At 58.6% G+C, this 15,513-nt stretch carries 1 protein-coding gene; it reads right to left on the bottom strand.

The window, feature by feature from the left end:
• Positions 1-116: 116 nt before the first annotated feature.
• Positions 117-15,083, bottom strand: a complete 14,967-nt coding sequence (locus ASL14_RS16145) for a non-ribosomal peptide synthetase (protein WP_134912384.1) — start codon at positions 15,081-15,083, stop codon at positions 117-119.
• Between the last annotated feature and the right edge of the window lie 430 nt (positions 15,084-15,513).

Below are 15,513 nucleotides of genomic sequence, written 5' to 3'. Positions count from 1 at the left end.
GCGCAGGTCCGAAAATGCTTGCTTTCGGCCTGCGCGTTTACGGGCTTGGACGTTGTTCGCCGTCTTCCTTGGGATGCGCGCCGCTTTCGCTTGACGGCGGAGGCGCGCTTGTAGGATTAGAACGCGAATTCGATCGTATCGACGGCACTCTTTGCGCCTGCCGCCGGTTTATGACATTCAATCCGGCTTAGCTCAAGTTGTGGATTTTCCGCAATTTGAGACAGTACCCGCAGGTAATCCTCGGTCAAGGTGCGGATCATCGCTTCTTTGAACAGCTTGGTGGCGTAGAAGAAGCCCCCGCTCAGCGCCCCGTTGTTTTCATACATAAACAGCGTCAGATCGAACTTCGCTTCTTCCAAATGGTCAAGCTCGTAAGTCTTCAGGCTGACCCCTTCCAGCTCGGCGTCTCGTTCTTCGATATTTTGCAAGTCGAAAACGGCATCGAACAGCGGGAAGCGGCCCGGCTCCCGCTTCACATTCAAACGCTCCACGAGCTCCTCGAATGGATAATCCTGGTTCTCGAAAGCACCCAAAGCCGTTTCCTTCACTTCTTCCAGGTAGGACAAGAACGTTTTGTCGTCCGACGGACGATTGCGGATCGCCAGCGTATTGACAAACATCCCGATGACCGGTTCCAAATCGGCGTTCGTTCTTCCCGCCACCGGGGTGCCCACGACCAAGTCCTCCTGCCCGCTGTACTTGGACAGCAGCACGGTATAAGCCGCAAGCAGCACCATGAACAGCGTGCTTTCACGCTCGGCCGCCAATTCGCGCAGCCGCGCAGAGAGAGAAGCTTCGACGTCGAACTCCAGATGCGCGCCTTCGTAGCTGCGAGCCGCAGACCGTTCGTAGTCCATCGGCAGGTCCGCCGTCGGCAGCTCGCCTTCGAAGGTTTGCAGCCAGTACGCTTCCTGCCGCCCGATCCGCTCTCGGTGGGCCTTCGACTGCTGCCAAACGGCATAATCCTTGTATTGAATGCGCAGTGGCGGCAGTTCTTCCCCGGCGTAGAAACTCGAGAACTCATCGATCACAATCGCCATCGATACGCCGTCGGACACCATATGGTGCATGTCGAAAAGGAGAATATGCAGGTTCGGCTCCAGCTCGATGACCCCGGCGCGCAGCAGCGGCGGCTTGCCGAGATCAAACGGACGAACGAAGCTGCGGACGATCTGCTCGATTTGAGCCGCATCCTCTTTATCCGCTTGATGATGCTCGATAGCAAAATCGACCTGCGGGTAAATCCGCTGAACCGCTTCGCCCTTCACGATTTCAAAACCGGTGCGCAGCGATTCATGCCGTGTTATCAATTTCCGCAAGGCGGCTTCCAACCGGTCTAAATCAAACTCGCCTTCCACCTGCACCAGCTCCGGCATGTTGTAAAGCTGATCCGCTCCATCCAGCGTGTGCTGAATGAACAGCCGTTTCTGCGCGGAGGACAGAGGGTAGTACTCTCTCTCCTCCGCTTGAGGAATGGCCTCATGCTCCCGCCGTTCCATCCGGGCGATCGCCTCGGCCATCGCCGCAATCGTCGAGTGACGGAATACGTCGCGCAGCGGCAGGTTGACGTTTAATTCCTTAAATACCTTGCCCGCCAGCGTCGTCGCTCGCAGGGAGTGGCCGCCGATGTCGAAGAAGTTGTCGTGAACGCCAATCTCCTTCGCAAGCCCCAGCACCTCCTGCCAAATCGCCGCCAGCTTCGTTTCCAGCTCATTGCGCGGTGCGACGTACTCCGTTCCGCTTCCCGCTTCCCCTTCCGGCGCCGGCAGCGCCTTCCGGTCAATCTTTCCGTTCGGCGTCAGAGGCAGGCGCTCCAGCTCCACGAAGTACGACGGGATCATGTAGCCCGGCAGCTCCTGCGCCAGCGCGCCGCGCAGATCGTTCACCGCCAGCTCCGCTCCGGTATCCGGCGTGTAATACGCGCATAGCGCCTTCTGCCCGTTCGCGTCACTTCGAACCAGCACCACCGCTTCGCGCACGCCTTCCACCCGCAGCAGCTGCGACTCGATCTCGCCCGTCTCGATCCGGTAGCCCCGGATTTTCGCCTGGTTGTCGATCCGGCCGATGAAGTCCACGTTGCCGTCTTCCATCCACCGCCCCAAGTCTCCCGTGCGGTACAGCCGCTCGCCCGCGGCGAACGGACTGTCTACGAACTTCTCTTCCGTCAGCTCCAGACGGTTCAAGTACCCGCGCGCCACTCCGACTCCGCCGATGACCAGCTCGCCCAGCACCCCGACCGGCACCGGATTCAGATGCGCATCCACGATGTAGAATTTCGCATTCAGCCACGCTTTGCCGATCGGCACATTGCCTGTCTGCGGCAGCTTCGTCAGCGGCTCGTCGTAGAAGCTTGAGTCGATCGCCGCTTCCGTCACGCCGTATGCGTTGATGATCCGGAACAACGAGCCGAAGCGTTCCTGCAAGGTCCGGTAATCCGCCACGCTGCAGCTGTCCGAGCTCGTGATCAACAGCTCCACCCGGCTCATGTCCAGTTGCTGCTCGTGCACATAATCCAGGAACGGCACGATCAGCGCCGGCGTCGATTCGAAGATGGTGACCCGCTCCCGCTCAATCCAGTGGTGCAGACGAGACGGATCGATCCGGTCGTCCTTCGGCACAATCACCATCGTGCCTCCGTTATACAGCGTCCGGGCGATATCTCCCACGAACACGTCAAACGAGAAGCTTGCGAGCTGCAGCAGGCGCACCGGGAACTGATCCAACCGGTATTCCCGCCGGTAGCCCGCCGCCGTGTTCACCAGGCTGCGGTGCTCGATCATCACGCCCTTCGGCTTGCCCGTCGTTCCCGACGTGTAGATCACGTACGCCAGGTCCTCCGGACGGTATTCGTGCAAGTGATCATCCGCTTCCAGCGGCGCATTCGCCCGCTCGTCGCTGTACGACGCTTCGTCGTCGAGGTACAGCACCGCCGCCAGCGCCAGCTCCTCTTCGCCGAGCCATGCTTCGGCACGCTCTCGCAGCGGCGTTTGCGTCAGCAGCACCTTCGCTCCGCTGTCTTCAAGCATGAACCGCACGCGGTCCGCCGGATAATCCGGGTCGAGCGGCACATACGCCCCGCCCGCTTTCCAGACGGCCAGCACGGCCACCAGCAAGTCCACCGAACGCTCGGCGAGAATGCCGACGATCGTCTCCCGGCCGATGCCGCTTGCGCGCAGCGTAGCCGCCAAGCGGTTCGCCCGCTCGTTCAGCTCCGCATACGTCAGCCGGTCGTTCTCGTACACGACGGCCGCCTCTTCCGGCGTGCGCTCCGCCTGTTCCTCAAACAGCCGGTGGAACGCGGCCGCAGGAGCCGCTTCCGGCTGCGCCGGGTGGAACGCGCCGAGAATTTGTTCTTTTTCCTCTGCCGTCAGCAAGTTCAGCTCGGCGATCTTCGCATCCGGACGGCTTACGATCGTTACGAGCAGCTGCTCGTAATGTTTCGCCAGCCGTTCGATCGTCTCCCTTTTGTAGAGAGCCGTCGCATATTCGAAGCTGTAATCCAAGCCGCCGTTCTCCTCGCCCACATCCAAGCTGATATCAAACTTCGCGGTATCCAGTGCGCTCGGATAAGGAATCAGGCGAAGCCCTTCCAGCTCAAATTCCTCGTTCTCCGTATTCTGCATCGTAAACAGCGTGTCGAAGAGCGGATTGCGGCTTAAATCACGGGTGACTTGCACCTTGTCCACCAATTCTTCGAACGGATAGTTTTGATGCTCGAAGGCGTGGAGGGTCGTTTCTTTGACTTCGTTCAGGTATGACAGGAATGTCTTCTCCGAAGCCGGATAACTGCGGATAGCCAGCGTGTTTAAGAAAATCCCGATCAACGGCTGCACATCTCCATGATTCCTTCCGGCAATCGGCGTACCGACGATCACGTCTTCCTGACCAGAATATTTATGCAGAAGGACGTTATACGCCGCAAGCAGCACCATAAACAGCGTCGTGCCCGTTTCCGAGGCCAGCTGCTTCAGGCCGTCGGTTTTCGAAGCGTCAAAGAAAAACTCCAGCGTTTGGCCTTCGTAGCTCTGCACGGCCGGACGCGGATAGTCGGTCGGCATTTCCAGCACCGGAAGCTCGCCTTGGAACATGTCCAGCCAGTACGCCTCCTGACGCTGAAGCCGTTCCTTCTGCTCCTGCGAATGCTGCCAAACGGTGTAGTCTTTGTACTGAATGCGCAGAGGCTCCAATTGCTCGCCGCCGTACAAGCGGACGAATTCTTCAACAAAGATTTCCATCGAGACGCCGTCGGAAATAATATGATGCATGTCGTACATTAGAATATGGCGTTCCGGAGCCAGCTCGACAAGGCCTACCCTCAGCAGCGGAGGCTTCGCCAAGTCAAACGGACGGACGAAACGGCGAACCGTCTCTTCGGCCTCTTGCTCATCCGCTCGATAGAACTCCACGGCAAAATTCACGTCCTGGTAAAACCGCTGCGATGCTTCGCCATCCACCATTTCGAACCCGGTGCGCAGCATTTCATGCCGCGCCACGAGCTTACGGAACGCTTCTTCGAACCTTGCCCGGTCCAAAGCACCCTCCAGCAGCATCGCTTCCGGCATGTTGTAGCTAAGCTCCGCGCCTTCCAGTTGATTCAGGATAAAGAGACGTTTTTGAGCAAAAGATTGCGGGTACACCTCTCGGTCATCCGCCACCGGAATGGCAACGAATGTCTGCTCATCCAGCCGGGAAATGGCGGCCGCCATGCTCTCGATCGTGGAATGGCGGAACACGTCGCGCAGCGGCAGATCCACGTTCAACTCTTTATGAATCTTGCTGACCAGCGTCGTCGCCCGCAGGGAGTGGCCGCCGATGTCGAAGAAGTTGTCGTGAACGCCAATCTCCTTCGCAAGCCCCAGCACCTCCTGCCAAATCGCCGCCAGCTTCGTTTCCAGCTCATTGCGCGGTGCGACGTACTCCGTTCCGCTTCCCGCTTCCCCTTCCGGCGCCGGCAGCGCCTTCCGGTCAATCTTTCCGTTCGGCGTCAGAGGCAGGCGCTCCAGCTCCACGAAGTACGACGGGATCATGTAGCCCGGCAGCTCCTGCGCCAGCGCGCTGCGCAAATCGTTCACCGCCAGCTCCGCTCCGGTATCCGGCGTGTAATACGCGCATAGCGCCTTCTGCCCGTTCGCGTCACTTCGAACCAGCACCACCGCTTCGCGCACGCCTTCCACCCGCAGCAGCTGCGACTCGATCTCGCCCGTCTCGATCCGGTAGCCCCGGATTTTCGCCTGGTTGTCGATCCGGCCGATGAAGTCCACGTTGCCGTCTTCCATCCACCGCGCCAAGTCTCCCGTGCGGTACAGCCGCTCGCCCGCGGCGAACGGGCTGTCTACGAACTTCTCTTCCGTCAGCTCCGGACGGTTCAAGTACCCGCGCGCCACTCCGACTCCGCCGATGACCAGCTCGCCCAGCACCCCGACCGGCACCGGATTCAGATGCGCGTCCACGATGTAGAATTTCGCATTCAGCCACGCTTTGCCGATCGGCACATGGCCTGTCTGCGGCAGCTTCGCCAGCTCCTCGTCGTAGAAGCTTGAGTCGATCGCCGCTTCCGTCACGCCGTATGCGTTGATGATCCGGAACAACGAGCCGAAGCGTTCCTGCAAGGTCCGGTAATCCGCCACGCTGCAGCTGTCCGAGCTCGTGATCAACAGCTCCATCCAGCTCATATCCAGCCGCTGCTCGTGCACGTACTCCAGGAACGGCACGATCAGCGCCGGCGTCGATTCGAAGATGGTGACCCGCTCCCGCTCAATCCAGTGGTGCAGACGAGACGGATCGATCCGGTCGTCCTTCGGCACAATCACCATCGTGCCTCCGTTGTACAGCGTCCGCGCGATATCTCCCACGAACACGTCGAACGAGAAGCTTGCGAGCTGCAGCAGCCGCACCGGGAACTGATCCAACCGGTATTCCCGCCGGTAGCCCGCCGCCGTGTTCACCAGGCTGCGGTGCTCGATCATCACGCCCTTCGGCTTGCCCGTCGTTCCCGACGTATAGATCACGTACGCCAGATCCTCCGGACGGGCTTCATGGAAGCTGTCGGTGCCAACATTCTGATGGCTCTCATCGCCGTCGTCCACAGCATCCGTCAGCTTGCCGGAGACAATGCCGGAGCCAATCGGCGCATTCGCCCGCTCCTCGCTGTACGACGCTTCGTCGTCCAGGTACAGCACCGCCGCCAGCGCCAGCTCCTCTTCGTCGAGCCAGGCTTCGGCACGCTCTCGCAGCGGCGTTTGCGTCAGCAGTACCTTCGCTCCGCTGTCTTCAAGCATGAACCGCACGCGGTCCGCCGGATAATCCGGGTCGAGCGGCACATACGCCCCGCCCGCTTTCCAGACGGCCAGCACGGCCACCAGCAAGTCCACCGAACGCTCGGCGAGAATGCCGACGATCGTCTCCCGGCCGATGCCGCTTGCGCGCAGCGTGGCCGCCAAGCGGTTCGCCCGCTCGTTCAGCTCCGCATACGTCAGCCGCTCGTTCTCGTACACGACGGCCGCCGCTTTCGGCGTGCGCTCCGCCTGTTCCTCGAACAGCCGGTGGAACGCCGCCACAGGAGCCGCTTCCGGCTGCGCCGGGTTAAACGCGCCGAGAATTTGCTCTTTTTCCTCTGCCGTCAACAAGTTCAGCTCGGCAATCTTCGCATCCGGACGGCTTACGATCGCCGCAAGCAAATGTCCGAAATGAGTCGACAGCCGCCGGATCGTGCTTTCTTTATAAAGAGCCGTTGCGAATTCAAAGCTGCACTCCAGGCCGCCGTTTTCTTCCGTAACATCCACACTCAGGTCGAACTTGGCCGTGCCGTATTCGCTAGGGTACGGGGACAATTTCAGCCCTTCCAGCTCAAACTCTTTATCCTCCAAGTTTTGCAGGGAGAACATCGTGTCAAACAGCGGGTTGCGGCTCAAATCCCGGCTGACCTGCACTTTATCGACGAGCTCTTCGAACGGATAATTCTGATGCTCGTAAGCGCCTAAGGTCGTTTCTTTCACTTCTTCCAGATACGACAGGAAGGTCTTCTCCGAAGCCGGATAATTGCGGAGCGCCAGCGTATTGACGAACATTCCGATCAAAGGCTGCGTGTCTCCGTGCGTTCTGCCCGCAATCGACGTTCCGACGATCAAATCGTCCTGACCTGTGTATTTATGCAAAAGCATGGTATATGCCGCAAGCAGCACCATATACAGCGTCGTTCCTCTTTGAGCGGCCAGCTGCTTCAAGCCTTCGTTCGTTGCCTCGTCCACGAAGGACGTCAGCGTTTGTCCCTCAAAGCTCTGCACGGCAGGACGCGGATAGTCCGTCGGCATTTCCAGAACCGGCAGCTCGCCCCGGTAACGGTCCAGCCAGTAAGCTTCCTCGCGTTTCAACTGCACTTTTTGCTCGTCCGACTGCTGCCATACCGCATAGTCCTTGTATTGAATGCGCAAAGGCTCTAATGACTCGCCGCCGTACAGACGAACGAGTTCCTCGACTAACACGTCCATCGAAACCCCGTCGGAGACGATATGGTGCATGTCGAACATCAGCAAATAACGTTCGGCTGCCAGCTCTACGAGCTCCGTCCGCAGCAGCGGAGGCTTCGCCAAGTCGAAAGGCCGGATGAAGGCCTGCACGACTTCAGGCGCTTCTTCCTCGCTCGCACGACGATACTCGACGGCAAAGTCGACGCTCTCGTAAATGCGCTGTATTGCTTCGCCTTGTACGATCTCAAAGCCGGTTCGCAGCGTTTCGTGCCGTGCGATCAGTCCGCGGAAAGCCTTCTCCAGCAGGCTCCGGTCAATCGATCCTTCCAGCAGCAGCACGCCCGGCATGTTGTAGCTCTGATCGGCCCCTTCCAGCTGATTCAGGATAAACAGCCGCTTCTGAGCTGAGGAAAGCGGATAATATGCTCTTGCGCCTGCCAGCGGAATCGACGAGAACGACTGCTCTCCGATCCGGGAGATGGCGAGAGCCATCTCTTCGATCGTCGAGTAGCGGAATACGTCGCGCAGAGGCAGCTCAACGTTCAGCTCCTGATGCACCTTGCTCACCAGTGTCGTCGCCCGCAGGGAATGGCCGCCCAGGTCGAAGAAGTTGTCCAGGACTCCAATGCCGGAGTAGCCCAGCACTTCCTCCCAGATCTTCACAAGCTGGGACTCCGTCCGGTTACGCGGCGCTACGTATTCGACGCCCGTTTGTATGCCGCCTTGCGGCTCCGGCAACGCTTTGCGGTCCACTTTGCCGTTGGTCGTCAGCGGCATGCGCTCCAACTGCACGAAGTACGACGGGATCATGTACCCCGGCATTCCCTGGGCCAGCGAGGTTCTCATTTCGCTGACCGTCAGCGTCCGGTCCGCCACAAAGTAGGCGACAAGAGCCTTCTCGCCCCCGCCGTCCTGACGGGCGAGCACCACCGCTTCTTCCACGCCCTCGACGTTCAGAAGCTGCGTCTCGATTTCGTCCAGCTCGATCCGGTACCCGCGGATTTTGACCTGGTGGTCGATCCGGCCCAGGTATTCGATGTTGCCGTCCGGCAGCCAAGCCGCCAAGTCGCCCGAGCGGTACAGTTTCTCCCCCTCCGCAAACGGGGAATCGACGAACTTCTCCGCCGTCAGATCCGGACGGTTCAGGTATCCTCTCGCAAGGCCTTCCCCGGCCACGTACATTTCGCCCGCTACGCCGATCGGCACAGGGCGGCGGTTTTCATCAAGGACGTACACCCTCAGCGTCGGGATCGGCTTGCCGATATTGCTCTTCGCCGCCTCCATTTCGACCCACGTTATTTCCTTATACGTCACGTGAACCGTCGTCTCGGTAATGCCGTACATATTGATCAGCTTCGTCTCCGGGTACTTCGTCTTGAAGCCCTTGAGCAGCAGCGGACTCAGCGCTTCGCCCCCGAAGATGACGTTGCGAATCCGCAGATCGTACGGATGGTCCGCCAAGACCTTACGCAGCAGCTGGTAGAAGTACGTTGGCGTCTGGTTCAAAATCGTGACCTGTTCGCGGCCCAGCAGCGCCAGGAACTCGGCCGGATTTTTCGCCGTGAGCGGCGGTACGATGACCAGCTTGCCTCCGTACAGCAGCGCTCCGTACATTTCCCAGACGGAGAAATCGAAGCAGAACGAGTGGAACAGCGTCCACGTGTCGGACGGCCCGAAGTCGAACAGGTTCTTGTCGTTGAACAGGAGGCGCACGACGTTCTTATGCTCGATCAGCGTTCCTTTCGGTCTGCCGGTCGTTCCCGACGTGTAGATGACATATGCCAGGTTGCCCGGCCCGGAAATCGGCTCCAGGTTCGAAGCGTCCAGCGCATCGGCGGAGTCCGCCCCTCTGTCGCCCCAAACGAAATCGTCCAATTCGAGGCGCGTTCCTGCGAAGTCGGTCTTCTCGTGCAGATGCTTTTGAATCAGCAATAACGGCGCGCCCGAATCCTCGATCATGAAGCGGATGCGCTCCTCCGGGTAGTCGGGATCGACAGGCACGTAGGCTCCGCCCGCTTTGAGAATCGCCAGAATGCCGACGACCATATCGAGCGAGCGTTCGGCCAGAATCGCTACCAGCTGGTCCGCTTCTACTCCCGTCTCCCGCAGCTTCCGCGCAAGGCGGTTGGATCGCTCGTTCAGCTCGCGGTAAGTCAGCTGCCGCTCGTTCATGACGGCGGCCACGTTGTCCGGGTAAAGCTCCGCCTGCTCTTCGAACAATTGAACGAGCGTCTTCCCGCGCGGAAATTCCGTGGTGGTGTCGTTAAAACGTCCGAGAAGGTCGGCCTTTTCCGCCTCCGTCACAAGTTCCAGCTCGCCCACTGTAATTTCCGGGTTATCCGTCACCTGCTCCAGCAGATGGACGAGGTGCCCCTTGAGCCGCTCGATGCTGTCTTTATCGAACACTTCGGCGTTAAAGTCGAACCGAATTTCGATCTCGGCTCCCGGCACCACGGTCACGTTGAAGTTATAGTTCGTCTGCTCCTCCATCTGAACGTCAGCGATCGTCAGGTCGCCGTGTTGCTGGTCGCCCGCCTGCTCCATCTGCTCGTCCACCGGATAGTTCTCGAAAGCGATGATATGGTTGATCAGGTTCTGCTTTTGCACGCTGCGGGCTTGAATTTCATACAGCGGATAGTAATCATATCGCCCGGACTCCAGCGCACGCTCTTGGAGCTTCGCCATCATATCTGCGAACACGGTGTCGGCTTCGCTCGTGACGCGGACCGGCACCGTATTGATGAACAGCCCGATCATGGACTCGATGCCCGGGATTTCCACCGGTCTTCCGGCCACGACGCTGCCGAATACGGCATCGTTTGTTCCGTTATACTTTTGCAGCATCACGCCCCAAGCGGCTTGCAACAGCGTATTGACCGTAACCAGGCGCTGTTTCGCCACCCGGTCCATCCGCTCGCTCAAGTCCTTACCCAGCTCGGCGGTGACGTGATCTGCCGTAAATCTGCCGTTCGACGCCGCTTCCTTTTGTCCCGGGAGTACGGTTTGCCCTTCATAACCTGACAGGAATGCCGTCCAATAGCCGGATGCCGCCTGATCGTCCTGTTTCTCCAACCATTCGATATAGGCGCCATAATCCGATCCCTTATCTCCCGCTGGCTGCGTGCCGGAGGTCAAGGCCGAGTATATCTCAAACAGCTCCTGCGTCAGCTGCGCCAGGCACCAGCCGTCCATCAAAATATGCTGGAAACTCCACAGCACATGATAGCTTTGCTCTTCGGTGCGCAGGATCGTAACCCGAACGAGCGCGTCATATTCCATGTCGAAGCCGCGACGCTTGTCATCCTCAGCCTTTTTATCCAAATACGCTTGTTTCTCGTCCACCTGCAAATGAAGCAACTCTTCATATTCAAAGCCGACCGGCTTGTCGCGGTATATGATTTGCAGCGGCTCGCCCGCCGGTCCCTTCACAAAATTTGCCCGCAGCACCAGATGACGTTTCGCAAGTTCCATCCAGCTCCTCTCAAAAAGCTGAACGTCGAGCGCTCCACGCATCGTAAAGCGCGTCTGCTCGAAGTAAGCGGCCGTTTGCCGGTCAAGCGCGTTGTGGAACCACATGCCCTTCTGCATCGGCGTAAGCGAGTAAATATTTTCGATTTCCCCGACATGGCCCGAACGCTGGGCGATTTGCTCCAATTCCGCGATGGTCAAGCCTTTAAATTGCACGTCGCTAGGCGTCAATTCGGTGTTTTCTTTGCCTGCGCAGTGGGTAATGAGCTCTCGGAGACTTTGCTCAAGCCGCTGAGCGAAGGCTTCCATCGTTACCTTGCGATACTGCTTCCGGCTGTAGCTGAGATCGAGCGATAAAGCGCCGTCCAGCACCATGCCGTTGATATCCAGCACAAAGCTGCGGGCCTGCCGGTCGCTGGCCGGGCTGCCGCTGGAATAAGAAGATATGCCGATCTCGTCCTGGTTGACATCATCGTCGAACTGGCCGAGGTAGTTAAAATTAATTTCCGGCTCTGCGCCCCAAACAAAGCCATCCTCCGATTTGGAGAGATAGCGGCATACGCCGTACCCAAGCCCTTTGTTCGGAATGCGGCGCAAGCTTTCCTTGACCTGTTTAATCTGATAGGCCAAATCCCGGTCGGTTTGCGGCTCCAGGACGACCGGAAACTTGGTCGTAAACCAGCCGACTGTGCGCGTGATGTCGATATCCGTTCCGATCGATTCGCGTCCGTGTCCTTCGAGATTGATCCGCACCCGTTCGTGTCCCGTCCACTTGCGAACGGCTATGCCGAGCGCCGTTACCAAAATATCGTTCATTTCGGTGTTGTAGGCCCGGTGAACCCGCTTCAGCAGCAGCTCCGTTTCTTCGGGAGTCAAACGGACGAACAGCGATTCGCTGTCCTGCTGCGTCGTAACATCCGCCTCCAGATCCTTCGGCACGGCCGGAACCGCAATTTGTTCCACGGCCTGCCAATAGGCCCGTTCCTTTGCCATCTCCGGGCTTTGCGCGTAAGCGGCCAGCTGCTCGGACCAAGTGCGGTACGCATCCGTTTTCGCCGGGAAACGAATTTCCTCGCTTTTGCCGGCCTGCTCGTAACCCAGAGCGAAATCCTCCATCAAAATGCGCCAAGACACGCCGTCCACCACGGCATGATGAACCGCGAGCAGCAAATGATCGCCGTCCGCGCACCGGAACAGTCCCGCCTTCACGAGGGGCCCGTTCTCCAGATCGATGCCCGCTTGAATGTCCGTTGCCTTCGCTTCCACAGCCTGCGCGGTATTCTCCGCATCCTTGAAGTCGAACACGTCCAGCGTGAACAGCCCGCCTTCCTGAATCGCGCGGTTCCGCGCGCTAAACCCTTGTTCCGTCTTGTGGAACACCATCCGCAAGGCGTCATGATGCTCGGCCAGCTTTTGCAGCACCTGACGCACCGTCTCTTCGTCGAAGCGTTCCTTCCGGTACAGCATCACCGACTGGTTGAAATGATGCGGGTCCGCAAAGGAGCTCTCGAAAAACCAATGCTGAATCGGCGTCAGCGCCGTTTCACCCGTTATTTCGCCTTGATCAATGGTACGTCCGATCGGTTTCACATGCAGGTTGAGCTGTGAGATAGTCGGATATTTGAACAAATCCCGGATTTCCAGCTTGTACCCGGCTTGATGAAGCCGCGAAGATACTTGAATGGACTTGATCGAGTCTCCGCCCAGCTCGAAGAAATGATCCGTTACCCCAACGCGATCGGCGTTCAATACCGCCTGCCACACATCGGCAAGCGTCCGTTCGGCTTCATTGCGGGGAGCTACGTACGCGCCGCCGGTCAGCGCGTTTCCTTCCGGGGCGGGCAAAGCCTTGCGGTCGATTTTCTCGTTCGGCGTGAGCGGCATCCGCGGAAGCTGAACAAAATGCGCCGGAATCATGTAATTCGGCAATTTTTGCGCCAGCGCGCTTCTCAGCTCGCCGAGCGTAAGCGGGCGGCCCGCGACCAGGTAAGCGCACAGTTCTTGCCCGCTTTTGCCTTCCCGCGCGATTACGATCGTCTCCTGCACGGAGTCGATCTTCAGAAGCTGCTCTTCAATCTCGCCGATCTCGATCCGGAATCCACGGATTTTCACCTGATGGTCGATCCGGCCCAAGTACTCAATATTTCCGTCCGGCAGCCAGCGGGCGAGATCTCCCGTCCGGTAAAGGCGTTCTCCCGGTGCAAACGGATGTTCCACGAACTTCTCTGCCGTCAGCTCCGGATGGTTCAGGTAACCTCTCGCAAGCCCCACGCCTGCCACGCACAGCTCGCCGTCCACTCCCGGAGGCACAAGCTGCAGGTGGGCATCCAAAATAAAAATCCGGTGATTGGCCAGCGGGCGCCCGATCGGAATGACTCTGCGCTCCGGCTGCTCCTCATCCGCATCCCAAAGCGTCGTAACAATCGAAGCTTCGGTAGGGCCGTAAGCATTGAAATAGTGGACCTTCGGTTTCCACTGCTGCACGAATTCGGCCGATACCGCCGAGCCTCCCGTTACGAGCTTCGTTAAGCTGGGAAGGCGGTCCGGGTTCAAATAAGCGCTGTACGTCGGAGGCAAAATCGCCGCCGTAATCGCATGCTCGTTCATATAACTCTCGAACAGGCGGTTGTCGAGAATCGTCTCGGCCGTCGGGATGTACAAAGCCGCGCCAAAATAGAGCGCTTTGAACACTTCCCAGCAGGACGCGTCGAACGACAGGCTGGCGAATTGAACGATCCGGTCATGCTCCGTGATGCCCAGCCTGTCCGCGAACATCAGCTTCAAGCTGACCAAACCGCGATGCTCCAGCATGACCCCTTTGGGTTTGCCCGTCGTACCTGACGTATAGATGACATAAGCCAGATCATTCGGACCGCTGGCCGGCTCCAGGTTCGAGCCATCGTCGCTGTAGGCCTGCTCGTCATCCAGCGCCAACACGGTCCCTTCGAACGGCACCTGCTGCAGCAGCTCCCTTTGAGTCAGCAGCAGCTGCGCGTTCGAGTTCTCCAGAATGTAGCGGATGCGTTCTTCCGGGTATTCCGGGTCGATCGGCACGTAGGCACCGCCAGCTTTCAGAACCGCCAGAATGCCAACGACCGTCTCCAGCGATCTCCTGGCCATCAAGCCTACCAGCTGATTGGGCAGCACGCCGACCGATCGCAGCGTCCGCGCCAGCCGGTTCGCCCGTTCGTTCAGCTCCGCGTACGAAAGCCGCCGCCCCTCAAAGACAACCGCCGTCGCTTCGGGCACCCGCTTCGCCTGCTCCTCCACGAGCTGATGAATCGTCCGATCACGGGGATAGTCCTTCTCGGTATCGTTAAAGCTTTGCAGCAATTGAAATTTCTCGTCCTCCGACAGCATGTCCGCCCGCACGATGTCCAGCTCCAACTCGTGAAGCCCCACGGCCAGCAGGCGATTCAGATGGCCGACGACCCGAGTCATGAACTCGGAGTCATATAAGTGCTCGTTATATGACAGCGCTAGCTGTATCGTCCCGCCGGTTAAGCTGAATTCAAAGGAACAATCCGTGACCACGTTTTGCCCGATTTCGTCCAGATGCAGCTCCTTAAGGGATACTAGCGTATGGACGACGGGTATCCCGTCTGCATATTGCAGGTCCAGCTTCTCCGTCATTTTCAAGAACGGAATATGTTGATGCTGAATCGCTTCCGGCAAGGAAGTCCTCAGCTCGCTCAGAAGCGTTTTAAAAGTCGCACCCGCCGAAAGCGAGTTTTTCAAAATGACCGTATGATTAACGGATCGGCGCGTCTCCGTCGGTTTCCGTACAACCGGCATGCCGACCAGAATGTCAGAAGCGCCTGTATATTTATGCAAGAGTGACTGAACACCGGCGAGCAAAATCATAAAAGCGGCCAGCGGAGCGCCCTTGCTCATTTGAAGGACGCGCTGCGCCGCTTCCTCCGAAAGCGAACCGCCGACGGTTTTCACAATGGGCGCCAGGGAGCTTGGAGCTTTGCTGTAAGGCAGCCGCGTCAAGGTATAATCGTCGCTACCGAATTTTTCGTTCCAAAACAACGTTTCTTTTTCAAAAGCCATCTGGATCGTTCCCCTCTCTTCATCGGTAAAAGCAATCCGGCGGAGCATATGCCGCAGCAACGCTCCAGCCTCGCTCCCCGCCTTTTCAAACATGTGACAACAATGTCAATGGCTTTCGCCAGGTCACCGCTTCGCTTGCCCGGTTGATCGCATGCGGCAATCCTCTGCCTAGTAGCTGTCCCGCTCAGCTCCCATGCGTGAAAGACAACAAAGAGCATCGTTCTACGCAAGAGATGCGGCTGCTTCCGGCTCCTCTGCTTCAATATGCTTGCTGCGGACGAGCCGCCCGAAGACGGGCTTTGGTTTAACATTGGGTTCGGAACTGGATTTGGGGGTGGACAAGGGATGTTCCTCACCATCGATGTAAGGCTTGCTGTAGGGTTCCGGCCGGCCAGCAGGAAGTCGGCCGTACCTCCGGATTCGGCACCGGAGCTGCCTTTGTCGAAGCCTATGTTTAAGGGATATTGATACACTCTATGTACGATTTGTGTATTCCCCCGCCTGGTGTGGATAAGTAAAGATC

This window comes from Paenibacillus sp. IHB B 3084 (assembly GCF_001447315.1).
Classification (GTDB): domain Bacteria; phylum Bacillota; class Bacilli; order Paenibacillales; family Paenibacillaceae; genus Paenibacillus.
This window is presented reverse-complemented; position numbering and strand designations above follow the sequence as displayed.